General features: G+C 38.9%; 13 protein-coding genes. 10 read left to right on the top strand and 3 right to left on the bottom strand.

Going from position 1 to position 14692, the window contains the following annotated elements:
• Positions 1 to 60 precede the first annotated feature (60 nt).
• The 6 genes from JWR61_RS19195 (at position 61) to JWR61_RS19220 (ending at position 7461) form a co-directional block, all read left to right on the top strand.
• A complete protein-coding gene (locus JWR61_RS19195; protein WP_301929344.1) occupies positions 61 to 279 on the top strand; it encodes a helix-turn-helix domain-containing protein in 219 nt (72 codons plus the stop codon).
• 13 nt (positions 280 to 292) lie between these two features.
• Positions 293 to 796: a hypothetical protein gene (locus tag JWR61_RS19200; protein ID WP_301929345.1), complete on the top strand. Its 504-nt coding sequence runs from the start codon at positions 293 to 295 to the stop codon at positions 794 to 796.
• The gene (locus JWR61_RS19205) at positions 783 to 1763 is read left to right on the top strand and encodes a DNA cytosine methyltransferase (RefSeq protein WP_301929346.1); all 981 of its coding nucleotides are present in this window, start codon (positions 783 to 785) and stop codon (positions 1761 to 1763) included. The genes JWR61_RS19200 and JWR61_RS19205 overlap by 14 nt, the downstream gene beginning before the upstream one ends.
• Positions 1764 to 2291 carry a hypothetical protein gene (locus JWR61_RS19210; protein ID WP_301929347.1) on the top strand — a complete coding sequence of 176 codons (528 nt, stop codon included), beginning with the start codon at positions 1764 to 1766 and terminating at the stop codon, positions 2289 to 2291.
• Positions 2288 to 5458, top strand: coding sequence for a Z1 domain-containing protein (locus JWR61_RS19215; protein WP_301929348.1), 3171 nt, complete (start codon positions 2288 to 2290; stop codon positions 5456 to 5458). Before JWR61_RS19210 ends, JWR61_RS19215 begins: the two co-directional genes overlap by 4 nt.
• Before the next feature lie 1100 nt (positions 5459 to 6558).
• Complete coding sequence (locus tag JWR61_RS19220) at positions 6559 to 7461, top strand: NAD(P)-dependent oxidoreductase (RefSeq protein WP_301929349.1); 903 nt, start codon at positions 6559 to 6561, stop codon at positions 7459 to 7461.
• Between the two features lie 279 nt (positions 7462 to 7740).
• On the opposite strand, the gene JWR61_RS19225 is transcribed toward JWR61_RS19220, so the two are convergent.
• Complete coding sequence (locus JWR61_RS19225; protein ID WP_301929350.1) at positions 7741 to 8472, bottom strand: SDR family oxidoreductase; 732 nt, start codon at positions 8470 to 8472, stop codon at positions 7741 to 7743.
• A gap of 498 nt (positions 8473 to 8970) precedes the next feature.
• Between JWR61_RS19225 and JWR61_RS19230 the strand changes: the two genes are divergently transcribed.
• Positions 8971 to 9396, top strand: a complete 426-nt coding sequence (locus JWR61_RS19230; RefSeq protein ID WP_301929351.1) for an energy transducer TonB — start codon at positions 8971 to 8973, stop codon at positions 9394 to 9396.
• 275 nt (positions 9397 to 9671) lie between these two features.
• On the opposite strand, the gene JWR61_RS19235 is transcribed toward JWR61_RS19230, so the two are convergent.
• The gene (locus JWR61_RS19235) at positions 9672 to 11099 is read right to left on the bottom strand and encodes a C1 family peptidase (protein WP_301929352.1); all 1428 of its coding nucleotides are present in this window, start codon (positions 11097 to 11099) and stop codon (positions 9672 to 9674) included.
• A 214-nt stretch (positions 11100 to 11313) separates the two neighbouring features.
• On the opposite strand from JWR61_RS19235, the gene JWR61_RS19240 reads away from it, so the two are divergent.
• The 3 genes from JWR61_RS19240 (at position 11314) to JWR61_RS19250 (ending at position 13902) form a co-directional block, all read left to right on the top strand.
• Complete coding sequence (locus JWR61_RS19240; RefSeq protein WP_301929353.1) at positions 11314 to 12375, top strand: sensor histidine kinase; 1062 nt, start codon at positions 11314 to 11316, stop codon at positions 12373 to 12375.
• Positions 12372 to 13079, top strand: a complete 708-nt coding sequence (locus JWR61_RS19245; protein ID WP_301929354.1) for a LytTR family DNA-binding domain-containing protein — start codon at positions 12372 to 12374, stop codon at positions 13077 to 13079. The genes JWR61_RS19240 and JWR61_RS19245 overlap by 4 nt, the downstream gene beginning before the upstream one ends.
• 265 nt (positions 13080 to 13344) lie before the next feature.
• Positions 13345 to 13902 (top strand): hypothetical protein, encoded by a 558-nt coding sequence (locus JWR61_RS19250; RefSeq protein ID WP_301929355.1) that lies wholly within the window; start codon positions 13345 to 13347, stop codon positions 13900 to 13902.
• A gap of 252 nt (positions 13903 to 14154) precedes the next feature.
• On the opposite strand, the gene JWR61_RS19255 is transcribed toward JWR61_RS19250, so the two are convergent.
• Positions 14155 to 14523 carry a response regulator transcription factor gene (locus JWR61_RS19255; RefSeq protein WP_301929356.1) on the bottom strand — a complete coding sequence of 123 codons (369 nt, stop codon included), beginning with the start codon at positions 14521 to 14523 and terminating at the stop codon, positions 14155 to 14157.
• Between the last annotated feature and the right edge of the window lie 169 nt (positions 14524 to 14692).

A 14692-nucleotide genomic window follows, 5' to 3' on the forward strand; every position in this document is an offset into this window, starting at 1 on the left:
CGACAAAAAGTTCACTTATATCCGATTGACTTATAGTCGAATAAGAAATAGCTTGCATGGATGGATGATATCAGAGTGAGAGTGGGCAGACGCCTCAAAGAACTCAGATTAAAAATTGATCTGACACAGGAAAAACTCTCATTTAAGGCAGAAGTTGATAAAACATATCTCAATGAAGTTGAGAATGGTAAACGCAACGTTTCAATAATCAACCTGGAAAAAATTATTAAAGCACTTGATAGTTCCTTTGAAGATTTTTTTAAAGGCATGACCTCTTAAACCCAAAAACACTTTGCCAAAACCAGCGAAATTTATTCCTGCAGTCAAAATCGATTTGCGTCAGAAAAGCGAAGATGAACTTATCTCCCTCCGAATTCAATTGGATAAAGAATTCAAGACGAGGGGCGTAAAATTTAATGTAGGAGAAATTGGCGAGACGATCGCTATTACATTTTTTAAAAACACACCTGGCCTTACCAATTTACAAAGAGCGCCTATAGGAACAAAAAGCGTTGATGCGTTATCGAGAAATGGCGACCGCTATTCAATCAAAACTATTAAGGATGGTTCTAAGACCGGAACAATATATCCTGATCCTGATAATAATGGCAAACAGTTATTTGAATTTCTTCTGGTAATTCAGATTGATGATGATTATGAACTTCACAAGTTGCATAGATTTTCATGGGAGCAATTTTTAAACGTAAGACAGTGGGATAAAACTATGAACGCATGGTATGTACCAAAAACCTTAAAAGCACTAAAAGAAGGCGAAACATTATATGAGAAAAAATGAAGTTAGTGAAGACCTTAGAACCATAGATCTCTTTTGCGGCGCAGGCGGCAGCAGTTACGGCGCAAGAAATGCTGGAGCTAATATTGTTGCCGGCTTTGATTTATGGAGTACTGCGATTAAAGCCTACGGAGCTAATTTCCCTGAAGCAAGAACTTTTGAAGGAGATTTAAGAAATCTTGACCCTGTAGTTGTAAAAAAGGAATTGGGTAAAATTGATTTGATGCTAGCATCTCCTGAATGCACTAACCATTCACTGGCAAAAGGAGCCAAGTTGCGTGATGAAGCAAGTAAAGAAACTGCATTCGAAGTAACCCGCTATGCAAAAGCATTTTCACCTAAATGGATAGTTATTGAAAATGTTAAGGAAATGCAATCATGGAGTGGCCACTCTAGACTGCTGAAAGAACTTTGGGATTTAGAATATTTTGTAAAAGAGATTGAATTAAACTCGGCTGATTTTGGTGTTGCGCAAGCCAGGAAAAGATTATTTCTACTTTGTTCCTTATCAGGTGAAACTACAATGAATGATAAACAAGAAGGTGCAGAACTAAATGCGGCATCAACAATAATTGATTGGAGCGACAAATATAAATTCACACCACTTTTTCAGGAAGGAAGAGCCTTGAACACATTGGCACGAGCTGAAAATGCGATAGACGAGTTAGGTGCAAAGGAGCCATTTATAATGGTTTATTATGGAACAGGTAGTGGATGGCAAAGCATAGAAGATCCTTTAAGAACTATTACGACCCTTGATCGCTTTGCTTTGGTAAAGCCCTCAAAGAAAGGTCATATTATGCGAATGTTACAACCTGAAGAATTAAAATTAGCAATGGGATTTGGCAATAATTATAGCCTCGATATAGGAGTTACGAGAAGAGAGAAAATAAAACTTATGGGAAACGGCGTTTGTCCACCAGTGATGACTTCTATTATAAAAAATTTATGTATTTCACCTAAACCCTAAATGAAGCAATTAAACTTAAGTATTCTAGAAGATGGTATCTCTACGGGATTATCAGTTCGAAATGGAGGCTTTCTTGCAGAGGCTGCATCAATATGTTTACAATCTCACAATCATGGATTGAGTATTCTCTTTAAAGTGGAAGGTTATCTAGCTGAGATATACAATCTTTCACGTTGCGAAGTCAATCAATTAGCCTTAAATAGTTTTGCGGATTTGGAAGAAGCTGCGCAATTTGGAGCGATGGGAATTGCTGTGGCAATTATAAATAATCAAACCGGATGGAAAGTTATTAGATCTTGGAAAGGAACCGGATTTGATTATTGGTTTGGATTTGAAGACGAAGGATATCCTTTTCAAAACAAATTACGAGTAGAAGTAAGTGGAGATTTAAAAGGCACCGATCCGGAAATCAATGCTAGGTTAAAGCAAAAATTGGAACAAACTAAAAAATCAGATGAATTAAATATTTCAGCTTGCGCAGTTATTGTTGAATTTAGTAATCCCAAATCCTTAACTGCTATAAGATGAATAACAAAAAAGTGACGATATGGCATGAAGAAGCGATGGATTTAGCTGAGATGGCCTTTTTTGCAAAAAGAAGGGGTGAGTATTATAATTTTTGGAAGTTTATTCAAAGAGCTCTTAATTATGAAAAGGCAGCGGCAAGAGTCCTGATCGAAGAGCAGCAAATAGAACCCACAAGATCACTATTATATAAAAGTGCAATACATTTTGCTTTAAATTTAGACCATTTCGACGAAGCAAAATTTTTGCTACGTGAAGCTAACGACGGAAATCCTCCAATAGAAGTAAAAAATGAATTGGATAGCATTAGTGTTGAAATTAATCAACGTGAAAATATCAAATCTAGAGCGGTGGCACTTGCACAAAGCTTTCTTGATAGTGAAAGCTTAGAGCCGAGCGATGTATCCAGGGCGATCAATGCCTCAATTGCAGCAGTTGAAAACTTTTTCGGAAAAGAGACTATCGAAAAACTGCTTAACCGAATTGCATTAGAAGTATCTCTAGAAAATAAAAACCTAGTCTTAAATCCTGATTATCAAATTTTCGAATCTGTTATAGTTGACAGATCTTGGATTGCAGAAAGAAGGCAGAAACTACCTTGGAGTTTTTGGAAGGCATACAAAATCTATCTAGACAAAAAAAATTTTGCTAGTACGACAATAAAAAAACTAGACCAGTTAACAGATGACATACTGAGCCGCCTTGGTGACCCATCAAAAAGTGGTGTATGGGATAAAAGAGGAATGATTGTAGGAGATGTTCAATCTGGCAAGACAAGTAACTACGTTGGCCTAATTAATAAAGCTGCTGATTTGGGTTTTAGAATCATAATAGTTCTCACAGGGTTATATGAAAATCTTAGACAACAAACACAAGAGAGAATTGATGAGGGATTCATTGGTGCTATATCTGATCTAAACAATCAAGATGTCGGCAAACCAATTGGTGTTGAGAATTATAGAACACCTAAAAACTTACCAGTTCATCCAATAACAAGAGCGGGAGACGCAGGCGATTTAAGAAAATCGAATTTGCCAAATTTGCCAATTAATACAAATGATTACTACGCTATTGTTGTCAAAAAAAATCCAACGGTTTTAAAGACGCTTTTAAATTGGTTACATGCTCGAGGCGAAAATGATGGAGAATATAAAATTATAAAAAATAGACCCCTGTTGGTAATCGACGATGAAGCAGACTATGCATCTCTTAATGTCGACAATGACTTTGTCTCAAAGATCAATGGAAGTATACGGGCAATACTCGCCTTATTTGAACAGAGTGCATTCATCGGATATACCGCTACGCCGTTTGCAAATGTTTTTATTTCTGATCATAATGAAACATCCGGGCACGAAATTTTAATTGACAGAAAAAGATTTCGGTTAGGCGAAGATCTATTTCCAAGAGATTTTATTATTAACATCCCATCACCATCAAATTATATTGGCTATTCAAAAGTTTTTGATACTAAACTAAAATTATCAGATAGTTATGTTAATGGCGATATGCCCATGATAAATATCGTTAACGATTATGAACCTTCGATTCCCAAAGGGCATAAAAAAAACGGCCCTTTGCCAAATGAAATTCCTTTAAGCCTAAAAGATGCGATCAAATGTTTTTTCTTGGCATGTGCAGTAAGGTCAGCCCGTGGTCAAGAAAAGGAACATAATTCAATGTTGATTCACGCTTCTTGGTATGTAAAATGGCTAGATCAAATTGCTTGGTTGGTTAATGAATTTACAGTCGAACTAAAAAAGAAAATAAAAAGCCAAGATGATTCTACATTTTTAAATTTAAAATCAATCTGGGAAAAAGAGTTCAAACCAAGGACTGCCTCAATAATTAGTCAAGTTGGTTATGATGACCCACGAATTATTGAACATAATTGGAATGAAATTCAGTTTTGTTTAGTAAAAGCGGTTGAAAAAATCGAAGTAAGAGCTGTGCATGGTGCAAAAAAAGGATTGAAATACTTGAATACCCAAGCTTTAAATTATAAAGATTATAAAAACGGCCTATCTGTAATTGCAATAGGCGGCAACAAATTGTCCAGAGGATTAACCTTGGAGGGACTTTCTATCAGTTATTTCTTGAGGGCCACTCGATTCTATGACACTTTACTGCAAATGGGTAGATGGTTTGGGTATCGACCTGGGTATGTGGATTTGTGCAGATTATTTACTACAAAGGAATTAATTACTTGGTATCAGTATATAGCCAATGCAACCGATGAGCTAAAAGAACAGTTTGATATTATGGATCTTGCTGATCGCACCCCAAAAAATTTCGGATTAAAAGTAAGATCTGCCCCTGGTATGTTAATGATTTCTTCCGCCGCAAAAATCAAAGGCGCAACCGATTTGAATTTAAGTTTTTCTGGAGACCTTCAAGAAACATATATTTTATCAAAATCAGCGGATAGTTTGAATAACAATCTATTGGCACTAAACAATTTTATTGAAAATCTTGGTCCAAATTCAGACTTGGTCCGACAAGGACAAAAATTTATTTGGGAAGGGGTAAAATATAATAGTATTGATAGTTTTATAGCAAATTATAAAATACATCAGCGTAGTATCCATCCGGACTTTTTACGAGGATATATTATGCAACAGTTAAAAAATGGGAATTTAAGCAATTGGACAGTGGTGTTGATTCATAATTCTAATGCAAAAGACTTTTACACCTTGAAAGCCTCTCATTCAACACTTAATGTAGGATACACTTTTCGAAAAGAAGTCGAAGAAAAGGATGCTTTCGGAAATACAATTACTGATCATAAAAAATATCTCATAAGGAAATCACATATTATTAGCCCTCCCCATGAATATTTGGATATGGACGAATCTGACATGCGATATATAAAAGCAAAAGAGGCTACAGCAATAGAAGCTAAAACGCACCCTACAGATTCGCGTTTGCCTGCAGGAAAATATATAAGAAAATTTCGGGGATCAAAAAATGCACTACTTATAATTTATGTTTTGGATCCATTGGGTTTTGGTGGGCACCCAGAAGTTCCAGCAATTGGATTCGCGATGAGCTTTCCTGAAATTGTGAATGACGAGAAAATACCTTACAAAGTTAATCAGCAATTTATTGAAGGATTATTTGAAATACCTGACGAGGCTATAGAAAATCCGGAAGATGATGACGACCAGTAATTCTTATGACCACAGCTGAGTTTTCACAGCAAGCGCAACAAATAATAAAACTGCCCTGTGAAATTCGCCGGGACTGAAACTCAAAAAAATATAAGCACTCATCCCTTGCTTTTTTTTACCGCCAAACCGGAACGTTATAAGCTTTTATCCGAAACCTTCAGCAGTAGATTGACGTCGTTCACATTTTTATATGAGGGATTTTTTTGACTTTTCTAAAGTCAAGTTTTTCATAACAGAGGGTATCTTCAATATTAAAAACCTGGGTGGCGAATTTTCTGGCGCTATCAATTGTTAAGTAACTATAATTATTAAGATTATCAAAGTCAGTATAAATTGTTAGAAGGCGGCTTTGATGAATTAGCAATGTTTCGCAATCATTTAAATTTACGGACGAGTCTTTTGCGCCGGCCAGCTGGTGGTTTACACAGTTACAATAGAACTTTGCAACTTTCAATGGATCTTCGTTCTTATTAGTGATACTCGTGCAACTTTCATTCAGTATAACTAACAGAAACGACAAAATACAGTTTCTCATGGTTTGTGTTTTACGCTAAGAGCAAGTAACGCTGCCATTTCCATAAACTTTTTCTTCCAGCTTGAATCTCCGCCTTGAAATTTCTCAGGCGAGTTGCTGCACAAATTACTGAAGTCGCCAACCGGCAATAGTTGCAGGCATCGCCGACTATCACAATAGCGTATACCTGTTTACAAACGAACAAGCGCAAACCCGGCCCGTTGGTCGAAGTCCAGGCGGGGGCTTCGGTACACCGGTTCAAACGATTTCTAATTTCCTAGGCGAGTGCTGTGGCTTGCAAAAAAATCAAAGCCTCATGACCAGGAAAGACAGGGCAGGAAAAACAACCCGGCACTCACTTCTACCCCATACGGCCGCCTGATCTCCGGCAGGGAGTCACTTTTTTTTCCAGCAAGACAACGATGCCATCACTGTCATTGCATCGTCGGTGAGAGCGGCTTTGAAAACTAAGGCCTAAGACTTCATTCTTCCTACATTTGCAATCACCAATGGTTCTGCCGGGGAACTTGTACCGCAGAGCTTGCCGGCTGCCAAAGAATACAATCACTATTAAACAGGCAACTTCATGACTAAAAAGCGTATATTATTTACAGGAGGATCGGGAAAAGCAGGAAAACACGTGATCCCTTACCTTCTGAACCAGGGCCATCGGGTGATGAATGTAGACCTGGTGCGTTTAGACTATCCGGGGGTGGATAACCTGGTAGCTGATATTACAGACTCCGGGCAAATGTTTAATGCAATGAGTTCGTATGCAGGATTAGATGAGCTGGAACCAGGTAACGGCGTACCACGTTTTGATGCGGTAGTACATTTTGCTGCTATCCCCAGGATCTTAATTACACCTGATAATGAAACTTTTCGGGTCAATACGATCGGTACGTATAATGTGATTGAAGCAGCCGTGAAGCTTGGCATTAAAAAGATTATTATTGCTTCGTCCGAGACCACTTACGGTATCTGCTTTTCAGACGGCCAAACAGACCCCCATGTGCTGCCTTTACAGGAAGACTATGATGTTGACCCAATGGATAGCTATGGTTTATCGAAGGTGGTGAATGAAAAAACGGCTCGTGCCTTCCAGCGCCGGTCAGGCTTTGATATCTATGCGCTTCGTATTGGGAATGTGATTGAGCCCCACGAATACGCCGAACTGTTTCCGTTGTATTTTAAAAACCCTGCCATGCGACGCAGGAATGCTTTCTGTTATATTGATGCACGTGACCTGGGACAAATTGTGGATTTATGTTTGAAAAATGACAATCTTGGTTTCCAGATTTTCAATGCCGGCAATGATCACAATGGCGCTATTATCCCCGCTAAAGAACTGGCTGAGCGGTTTTTTCCAGGTGTGCCGGTTACCCATGACCTGGAGGAACATGAAGCTCTGTTTTCAAACCGTAAAATCCGCGAAGTGTTGGGGTTTAAAGAACAACATAACTGGCGCAAATATGTGAAGCCGGACTAAGTGTGCATTTTACAACCGCTCTATTGTTCCTGCAGGTGATCGTATCATAGCCGGCAGCGTGAGTGGGCACCTGAAAGGATCCACTAAAAAGAAGGTTTGCTTATTTGGCAGCATTTCCGCCCGCCTCTTGCCCTGGTATGTATTGATCGCTGCATAGGAACAGAACGTACAAGAGCCGATACCTATCGGCTGCGACGCAACGATGTGCAATAGCAGCAATGCCGCCGGGCCCATAAAAACAGTACTGGTATTTTGTATTCGTATGGAATTATAAATTGCTTACAGCGACTCACTCATCGTCCGCATTTGAATTTCAATAATTCTTGACCCCGGGGCTTGCGTACAAGCCAGTAACACTGCCCCCGCTACATCCGTTGCTTCGAGCATGCCCGACTGGGCAACACTTTCTTCCGTGCGGCCGGCACCAATGGCAAACTCCGTTTTTACACCGCCGGGGCAAATAACGCCCACTTTAATGCCACCCGGTCTAAGTTCTTTATCAAGCGATTGGGCAAAACCCACCTGGGCAAATTTGGTGGCACAATACACTGCCTGGTTTGCAAAACCATACAGGCCTGCCATCGATGAGATCATAATGATAGTGCCTTGCTTTTGCAATAACATTTGCGGCACCACTTGCCGCGTAAAAATAAAAGTGGTACGCATGTTAGTATTCATCAGCTGGTCATACTCTTCCAAAGAAGTGTCAACAAGATTTTTATAATTGCCTATGCCGGTGTTGTTCAAAAGAATATCAATTCTTCCTGCTTCATCCAGGGCGGTTTCAACGCATCTTTTGGCGGTTGCTTCGTCGTTGGCATCCCCTGCAACCGCAAAGGCTTGCGAGTTCATTGCTTTGATTTCAGCTACCAAGGAGTCCAGCCTTTCCTGGCGACGGGCTGTTACTACAACCTTAGCTCCTTCAGCGGCTAAAGCAAGGGCGGATGCTCTGCCTATTCCCGCACTGGCGCCTGTTACAATGGCGATCTTACCGCTTAATTTTCCTGGCATAATTGAAATGGTTTTAAATGTATTCTCCGGCTAATTTTCTACATCAACAGCTTTCTTTGTAAAGACAAGTGAGGCTGTGTAAAATTAGCTGATTTGGGTTAGGGAAATGGGTATTTATCCGACTAAAAAAATCGCCTAAAAAAGAAGCTCATTCATAACTCACCAGGCGCCAGACTCGTCCGGTGTCTTTGTTCCGCTCCGAGTTTTCCAACCAAAAAATTCACAGGCGAGTTGCTGCTCAAATTGCTAAAGCCCTCAACCACCATTAGTTGCAGACACTCGCCGACTAACAGCGTGGAGTACACGCATTACACCATGATCGTTCAGAAACAATTTGAAAGTTACCCCCGCCAGGTCGGCGATCAATGCGACTTGTAAAAAAAAGGTGAACGCAGGTAGCGGTACTGCATTGCAACGCTGCGCTTTGCTTAGTCAATTCATTTACATTTTGTGCTATCTTGTACCTTACAATTCTTTCACCTAAACCCAAACCGGTATATGCTAAAACCTGCTATTTTTTTCTTGCTATTGACGATCTCGTTTAATGGATTTGCTCAAACAAATGTCGCTGCCAATACAACTGTTATCAATGATTCTACCATTTATACTGTTGTAGATTCTGCTGCCCACTTTCCTGGCGGCATGGTAGAACAAAATAAGTTTGTAGCAAAAAATATGAATGGTGCTGTTGGCATTGACAACGGGGCAAAAGTCGGAAAATACATAGTGATCATCAAATTTGAAGTAACGAGCGAAGGTGCACTGGTAAATTTTCAGAAGAAAACTAAATTCGGGTATGGATTAGAAGACGAAGTGATAAGGTGTTTAAAGTTGAGTCCAAATTGGATACCAGCAAAACGCAATGGCATGAACGTTAATTCGATTACCGAGTTCCGTCAATTTTTTGTGCTTGATAAAATGTAGGTTCATCATTTGAAATTATTTGCTAACCCGGGGTTAATTTTCTTCCGCTCCGGGTTTTTCGCCCTGAAATTTCCGGGCGAGTGCTGCGGCTTGCAAAAAAATCAAAGCCACATCGCCAGTACAGCGACAGCAGTAAAAACAATCCGGCCCTCACTCCTACCCCGAGCGGCCGCCTCTTCCGCTCCGAGTCTTCGCCCAGAATTTTCCGAGGCGAGCCTCTACATAAATTGCTAAACTCTGCAACCAGCAGTCATTGCAGCTGGTGATAATTACTTCTAAAGATTATTTCCTGCTTTCTTAACTATTGCTTTGGAAATAGCATTTTTATTAACCATTACAGAAATGGTTTTTAAAAGTAAATATTCTTTTGACATATAGAGATACCCTCCGCAGTCTTTACCATCAGATGAATTTTTAAGGATATAGAATGGTTCACCTTTTTGGTTTTTAGCCATACCAATAATATGCATATTATGTACATCTTCTGTGGTGCGGTTATCAAAGGCTGCCTGCCGGATCTGTTGTGTAATGATTTTATTACTATCCAAAACAGCAAAACCGTTATTCAACCCTTCATAAACATCGCCGTCCCAGCAAACCGAATAATTATGCAGCAGGGCATCATCAATGACGGAATTAAAATCTGTAAGAGGCAAATTCAAATAGTAATTATTATTCCAGTTTGCTTCAATTTCCAAAACAAATTTTGTATAAAAAGGATGATGGCTGAAGGAAGTAATTTCTACATAGTCGTCGGGATTGATGCCAATCATTTCTGTTGCAAACGTTTTAGGGGTAAATACTTTTCCTTCGTAAACAAATGTGGCAGGAACTTTACCCAGGGTTTGAGTCAGGATGTCGTCCATATCTTTCATGTAAAGTGCCGGTGTTAAATTGCCATGAGATTGCGAATAATATTTAGCTTTCTCCAGCAGGGCAATATTCATTTCAGAATGATCATATTTTGTATCAGAACCATTTTTTCCCGGGTAAACCATTTCAGGAATGGCGCCATATTCTTTGTAGGCTTTCAAAACGCTGAAAGTTAAATCCCCTTCCCCAAAAGCGCTGCTCCCGTTTCTTCTTATATAGTTCTCGGCTTTGTTGATATAAGTTGGCCGAACGAAAAACATGGGTGAAAGTACAACCGCTTTTTTCTTTAGCCTGATTGCCTCGGTTTCAATAAAAGAGGTAGTTGCAAAACTCCAGCAGGCACCGGTAACCTGCTGGTCTTTAATGGGAGTACTTTCTATTAATTTAATTATTTTATAACCAGCAAGTGCAGGGTTTAAATTTGTCTTAAGTGTAAATACATAATTGGTGCGCCTCACTTCTAAATGCCTTTCACCGCCCCATACGCCATCTATAATGGAATCGCCAGGCATGATGCGTCCTTTAAAAATTAATGGCGCCGACTCTGGCCAGCCCAACGACTTTCTTGCATCTGCAAAAACACTATCCTTAACCATCCAAACTTTATCAAGAGGGATGTCTTTTAATCTCTTGTCAGGAAAATCCATGTAGCCTTTAATCGAATTGTTTTTCTTTTCAAACCTGAATAGTACCAATTCTTCCAAAGACAAATCTTTGGCGTTAGCTTTACCCATCCAGGAGCCTTCCAATGAGGGTTGCTCTTTTTGCTGGCCATAAACGGAGCATCCAATAAATAACAGGATTACTGATAGGTAAGTTGTTGTTGTCATAATAAAGTTGTTTAATGATAATTTTTTACAAAATACCAGGGTTTAATTTTTAGAAATAAATCAATTATCTGAACAGGCTTTAAAGTGATGGTACCGCCTCCATTTAATGGACAAACGCAATACAAATAGCAATACACGCAATTCAAATAATAATGAATTTTCAGCCCTGCTATTCAATTGTTCTTCAACTATATTTACAAGCTAAATGATGAAGATGCTCAAAATATCCCGGTTGAAAGACCGTATTGAACCCCTGGTTCATTTTCTCATCTGGAGCTCTTTTTTTATGGTGATGTGGTTGCAGGTTAGAACTTTGGGACCGTTTCGTAAAGTAGATGGGAGCATTTACCCGCCATTGATTTGGAATACGCTTTTAAGCATGCTACTGTTCTACTGTAATGCATTGTACCTCATCCCCCGCTTTTTTTCGAGGCAGCGGTTCACATGGTATATTGCTTCACTGACAGGTATATATGTTGGTATTGTTTTGATCAATACTACTGTTGATCATTTTTATGCGATATCTCTTTTTTCCAGTGAAAAAGAACCGCTTTTTGCTGAAGTCAATGCTAACCTTATAAGTAAATTCTTAATCCTGTCTTTGTCTTTAGGTTATGGGCTAACCAAAAACTGGGTGATCAGCAATAAATTGCAGCAACAGTTGGTAAGCGAAAATTTAAATACCCAATTAAAATATCTTAAAGCCCAGATCAATCCTCATTTTCTTTTCAATACTTTAAATATGGCTTATGCCAGTGCGGTAAAAAGTAATGATGAGCCTACTGCAGACATTATAGAAAAAATATCCGGGTTTATGCGTTATGTGCTTTACGAGAGTAACGAGGACCAGGTGCTGCTTGAAAAAGAGTTGCTGTATATTGACAATTATATTAACCTACAGTTGCAGCGTTTGTCACCCGAAATTGCAGGTAAGGTTAAATATGAAGTCAAAGGAGATTATCAAAGCTTTACAATCGCCCCGATGATTCTTATTCCATTTATTGAAAATGTATTTAAACATGGGATCATGTTAAGTAAGGAACCTGAAATGTCCATTTCGTTATCGATACATTCGGGGGTGCTGCTGTTCGAATCAAAAAATTTAAAGAACCATAGTCCGGTTGGCCCCGGCAAGGCCCATTCAGGTATTGGAATGAAAAATGTAAAGGAACGGCTGCTGCTGATGTATCCAAACCAATATTCATTGGAAATAAACGACGGGGATGATTTTTTCCAGGTAACATTAGAAATCCAGCTTAAACCAGTTCATGTATGAAATGCATTGCTATAGATGATGAGCCCCTGGCCCTTGAACTGATATCCGGGTACATTCAAAAAACGCCCCACCTGGAATTTGTCGCGGCATTTACCAACCCATTTGACGCTATGAGTTTCTTATTAAAAACTCCGGTGGATATGGTGTTTATCGATATTAATATGCCGGAACTTTCAGGTATTGAATTGTTGAAGGCATTGCCTGTGTTGCCAAAAATAATATTTACCACCGCCTATTCAGAATACGGCGCAGAAAGTTATGAGCTTAATGCTGTAGACTACCTGATGAAGCCTATAAAATATGACCGCTTTCTAAAAGGGGTTAACAAGGTGGCTGACTTTTCCTCCTCAAAAAAAGAAGATTCATCCGTAACTGCGGACACAGAAAAGAAAAGAGAATCAGTACTGATTAAAAGCGGTTCGAAAACATATAAAATAGCAACTGATGACATTTATTATATTGAAGCTGCAGGAAATTATATGACCTTTTATACGGTAAAAGCAAAAATCATGAGCTTATTACCTATGACCGATATATTAAAGATGCTGCCGGCTAAAGAGTTTATCCGTATTCATAAATCCTATATCATCTCATTGAAGCATATTGAAATTATTGAGAAGGGGATGGTTGTTATCAATAAAAAACAAATACCGGTTGGCATAACTTATCGTGAACAATTTTCAGGTATCATTAAAAATAAGTGATGGGATATCACGTACCCATCAGGGGCAGGGATGTCCGTAACAATGCGGGTTCCACAATTCAGGCGGGGCACTCCGTCCTGTGCCTGGATGTTACTAAACTTCAAATGGGATGCACTGCCCGAAAATATTTTATTGTTCCTTCGTGTTGTGCTATTTCATAGTCAGTTATCATTTGCCAAAAAATTCAGTAGAAACATTTTGGATGATCCAGTTCAGTAGTGGTGGTATAACTTATATTTACATCGCTGCTTGCCTATACTTAAATATGAAAAAATACATTTCAAAACAAACAGAGTTAAACCTGTTAAAGCTTGGCCTCTACCAGGTTATTGGTGGTGTTGCCGGGATCATAGTATTTATCTGGCTTTTTTACCGGGGCCAGGTGTTTACCTTACTGGCCTTTGTTCCTTATATGTTTGTGCTGGTTTTCTTTTTGTATTCTATTTATTGCGGCATACTTTGTATGAAGGTAAAAAAAGCGGCATTGACCCACTCTTTTATAAACCAACTACTTCAATTGGTTCCATTTACTGTTTTTGGATTTGCTTTTAAATATGTGGCAGGCATTGGTATTATGGTTGGTTTTGACCTGACCCATACAATCAACTTTACCTTTGATGCAGATATTTCCAGCTTCGCATTTGGTTCAATAAATGACCCTGCGGACTTTGTTATTGAAATCAATTTGATTGCCCTGGTACTGGTAATTTGGATAGATAAATTAAGAACAAAGGTCCACGAAGAACTGGAAGTCAGAAAAATTTCTTCCATCGTTTCTTCAATCGGAAACAAATATGATGATTCATCTTTTCAAGAAAGTTAACAGAGAAAGGGAATGCAAACTCACAGTGTCAACGTTGAACCTTTGCGTCATCGTGTCACGGCTTGGTTTCCGTAGCGGCGTGATTTTTACAGCACACACTATAAATAATAACGCATCTGCCATAAAAGCCGGCATTGAATACACAGCACCGGTAACGCTGCCGTACGGGCGATAATTACAATTGTAAAAATCCTGTTGATGTGCGGGCCGTAATGGTTTACCAGGAGGTAAATATTTAAAGTCTATACCTGGTCAGCTGAATCTTGCTATGACTAAACTTTTAACGGTAGCAGTAAGCTGTGCAATTTCAAATGGTTTACCAATCACTGCATCTGCATTACATAATTCAAAATCAGCTAACTTTTGTGAATCTGCAGAATACAGCAGTATTGGGATATGTTTAAATGAAGTACTGGATTTTAATTCTTTACAAAAATCCCTGCCATCGCAGCCGGAAAGGTTTACGTCCAGTATGATCAAATCCGGAATCACCCCTTGTAAAATCGCCAGGGCTTTATCCCTGGAGCCAGCAGTAAATGTTTCAAAATTTTCTAACCTGAGTACAATCGAAACCATTTGTAGTAAATCAGGTTCATCATCAACTATCAGAATCTTCTTCATGTGGGGCAATGTTAAAATTTCAGATGGTAATTATCAGTACAAACGTTCTCACTTTGAAAGAAATTGCCTGCGTTAAAGTTCCAACATCAAAATTATATAAACCAACATATGGTGCAAGTTGTGTTTAACAATTACTTTGCTAATGACCTGTTTTCAATCATCAAAATAG

This window comes from Ferruginibacter sp. (assembly GCF_028288465.1).
Lineage (GTDB): Bacteria > Bacteroidota > Bacteroidia > Chitinophagales > Chitinophagaceae > Ferruginibacter.

What these genes read in the sequence shown, in the direction of transcription:
- JWR61_RS19195 (WP_301929344.1), top strand. Translation starts at nt 61, where the DNA reads ATGGATGATATCAGAGTGAGAGTGGGCAGACGCCTCAAAGAACTCAGA.
- JWR61_RS19205 (WP_301929346.1), top strand. Translation starts at nt 783, where the DNA reads ATGAGAAAAAATGAAGTTAGTGAAGACCTTAGAACCATAGATCTCTTT.
- JWR61_RS19210 (WP_301929347.1), top strand. Translation starts at nt 1,764, where the DNA reads ATGAAGCAATTAAACTTAAGTATTCTAGAAGATGGTATCTCTACGGGA.
- JWR61_RS19215 (WP_301929348.1), top strand. Translation starts at nt 2,288, where the DNA reads ATGAATAACAAAAAAGTGACGATATGGCATGAAGAAGCGATGGATTTA.
- JWR61_RS19220 (WP_301929349.1), top strand. Translation starts at nt 6,559, where the DNA reads ATGACTAAAAAGCGTATATTATTTACAGGAGGATCGGGAAAAGCAGGA.
- JWR61_RS19225 (WP_301929350.1), bottom strand. Translation starts at nt 8,472, where the DNA reads ATGCCAGGAAAATTAAGCGGTAAGATCGCCATTGTAACAGGCGCCAGT.
- JWR61_RS19230 (WP_301929351.1), top strand. Translation starts at nt 8,971, where the DNA reads ATGCTAAAACCTGCTATTTTTTTCTTGCTATTGACGATCTCGTTTAAT.
- JWR61_RS19235 (WP_301929352.1), bottom strand. Translation starts at nt 11,099, where the DNA reads ATGACAACAACAACTTACCTATCAGTAATCCTGTTATTTATTGGATGC.
- JWR61_RS19240 (WP_301929353.1), top strand. Translation starts at nt 11,314, where the DNA reads ATGCTCAAAATATCCCGGTTGAAAGACCGTATTGAACCCCTGGTTCAT.
- JWR61_RS19245 (WP_301929354.1), top strand. Translation starts at nt 12,372, where the DNA reads ATGAAATGCATTGCTATAGATGATGAGCCCCTGGCCCTTGAACTGATA.
- JWR61_RS19250 (WP_301929355.1), top strand. Translation starts at nt 13,345, where the DNA reads ATGAAAAAATACATTTCAAAACAAACAGAGTTAAACCTGTTAAAGCTT.
- JWR61_RS19255 (WP_301929356.1), bottom strand. Translation starts at nt 14,523, where the DNA reads ATGAAGAAGATTCTGATAGTTGATGATGAACCTGATTTACTACAAATG.